This window comes from Pseudomonas sp. P5_B2, from assembly GCF_056400445.1.
In genome coordinates, this window is sequence record NZ_JBFULH010000597.1 from 1 (window position 1) to 2,443 (window position 2,443).

Sequence of the window (2,443 nt, forward strand, 5' to 3'; positions counted from 1 at the left end):
CTCTGGTAGCAACATCGTGAAAGGAGGCGTTTGAGATGCAACTCATCACGTTGAAAATCGATAAGCCGGATGTAACGAACTTCATTTTGGGTCAGACGCACTTCATCAAGTCCGTCGAGGACATCCACGAAGCGTTGGTCAATGCCGTTCCAAGTATCCGGTTTGGCGTGGCCTTTTGTGAGGCCTCTGGCAAATGCCTGGTGCGGTGGTCTGGCACTGATACCTCAATGATCGAACTTGCACAGAAAAATGCGAAAGCCATCGCCGCAGGTCATAGCTTCATCATTTTCCTTGGCGACGGTTTCTATCCGCTGAACGTGTTAAACACCCTCAAAATGGTGCCAGAGGTCTGCCGTATTTTTTGTGCAACAGCCAATCCAACTGAAGTGATTCTCGCTGAGACGGAACAAGGGCGAGCAATCCTGGGCGTAGTGGATGGCTTCTGTGCCAATGACATTGAAGGTGAGGACGACATCCTGTGGCGCAAGAACTTCTTGCGCCAGATTGGCTACAAATTGTGAATGCAGAGCGGCATTTAATCGCCAATCCCTTCACTGATCCGCAGAACCGGTAACGGCGAAAATGTTGCAGGGCACTTGGTACAGAACATGCTCTGTCGTACTTCCCACCCATTTGCCCAGTCCCTTGCGATGCGCATTTCCCATGACGATCACATCGGCTCGGTGATGCGCTGCAAAGTCGGCCAGTGCTTTGCCGGGCGGCCCTTCAACGAAGTGTTGTCGCTCAGTGGGTACGCCGTAGTGGACAGCCAATGCGATAAATGACTTTTTCAGTGACTTGCGCACATCGCTGCTGAAGCCCGGCATCGTCACTGCACCGGCGCCTGCGTCGGATATATGTGTCTGCGATAGATCGTAGGCATGCAGCAGATGCAGCTCCGCGCTGCATTGCATCGACAATCCGTTCGCCGCCTGGATGATACGGTCGTTGATGCCAGTGATTTGAGTCTCGGGTCGCGACGGATCGACTGCTGCCACTACTACCCGCGGAAGTGGACACCTGACTTCGCTGACCAGATGCACGGGCACCGGACATTCGCGCAACAGGTGCCAATCCAGAGGCGTAATGAACACGCGTTTGAGCGCTGACTCGTGTTGCACGTCCTTGATCACCACATCCGGCTGCATTTCTGCCACATGCCGAAGTATTTCTTGCAGCGCGGTTCGCGTAACAAGCACTTCGGTACTCACCATGACCCCGCGCCCGCGGATGAGATCTGCCTCATCCTTCAACCATGTTTCATTCTCTTGCTGACAGACCTCACGAAAACGCGCACCGCCGCTCATCAATCCCAAGAGGTTGGAGTCTTCGATAAACACCGAGATGTGCAGCGCTGCGCCCGTGGCTTCGGCAATCGCTGCTGCTCGCTCCATTGCCGGGGTGTGACGCATGGCTGGACCGGCTATCAGTAAAAGTCGTTGATATTGGCTCATGTAACACCTCCAAACGTTCCGGGATATCTAACTCCCCCCAGCACCTTTGCCTGTCACACCACCGACGATTGACTATCGCCTCAACTATCTGGATCAACACTATCAATATACGCCTGGATTCCAACCTCGGCGCGCATATGGTTGTTGGGGCGCGTCAGCGGCAACAGTGAGGATCTTGACTCGCTCACCTTCCCGATTATTCGCATTATGTAGGGATCACCCTTGCGCTGGCCCCGGCCGCGCTCGAGGCGTCATCGCAGACTATTCTTGATCTGGATAACCAACCGGTCGCACCGAAGGAGGTCATTTGTTTATGCACTGTGTCCTTTTCGAAATCCGCCGCTGTTCGATCTGATGCATGAAGGTAAATCGATCCGCGCCGTCATCGAGTTCCGATGAACTACCGGTCTGGGGCACGGCCCCAGGCACTTTTGTCAGACACCCTGAAACGGAGAAGCCAGCATGAGCACCTTGCAACTTCACCCTGCACTGGACAATGGTATCCAGCCCGCCGCCGCGAATTTCACAGGCGGCACCCTTCAATGCCTGTGTGCGACCGAMAAGGTCGAGGTCAAGATTGACGCACAAACCCTGCATAACCACGCGTGCGGCTGCAGCAAATGCTGGAAACCACAAAACGCGACATTCGCCGTCATCGCCGTGGTGCCTCGAGATAAGGTCAGCGTCACTGCCCACGGCGAAAAACTCGAGATTGTCGACGAATCCGCCACCATCCGGCGCCACGCCTGCAAGCAGTGTCACGCCCATCTCTTTGGGCGCATCGAGAACAAAGAGCATGCGTTTTATGGCCTGGACTTCGTCCACACCGAACTTTCGCCACAGCGCGGATGGGCTGCACCGGGATTCGCGGCGTTCGTGTCCTCCATCATCGAAACCGGCACACTGCCCGCGCAAATGAAGGCTATCCGCGAGCGCTTTCGCTCGCTCGGCCTGGAACCCTATGACTGCCTGTCCCCGGACTTGATGGA

Annotated in this window: 3 protein-coding genes; 2 read left to right on the top strand and 1 reads right to left on the bottom strand. The window is 55.5% G+C overall.

From position 1 onward, the window contains the following. Positions 1–35 precede the first annotated feature (35 nt). Positions 36–521, top strand: coding sequence for an adenosine-specific kinase (locus AC1DRJ_RS24455; protein WP_477804424.1), 486 nt, complete (start codon positions 36–38; stop codon positions 519–521). Positions 522–551: 30 nt separating this feature from the next. On the opposite strand, the gene AC1DRJ_RS24460 is transcribed toward AC1DRJ_RS24455, so the two are convergent. Continuing rightward, the gene (locus AC1DRJ_RS24460) at positions 552–1,454 is read right to left on the bottom strand and encodes a universal stress protein (protein ID WP_477804425.1); all 903 of its coding nucleotides are present in this window, start codon (positions 1,452–1,454) and stop codon (positions 552–554) included. A gap of 462 nt (positions 1,455–1,916) precedes the next feature. On the opposite strand from AC1DRJ_RS24460, the gene gfa reads away from it, so the two are divergent. After that, positions 1,917–2,443 (top strand): S-(hydroxymethyl)glutathione synthase (gfa, locus tag AC1DRJ_RS24465; RefSeq protein WP_477804426.1); only part of this gene is annotated, 527 nt, incomplete at its 3' end.

Coding starts and splice junctions, on each gene's coding strand:
- AC1DRJ_RS24455 (WP_477804424.1), top strand. CDS start 36: ATGCAACTCATCACGTTGAAAATCGATAAGCCGGATGTAACGAACTTC.
- AC1DRJ_RS24460 (WP_477804425.1), bottom strand. CDS start 1,454: ATGAGCCAATATCAACGACTTTTACTGATAGCCGGTCCAGCCATGCGT.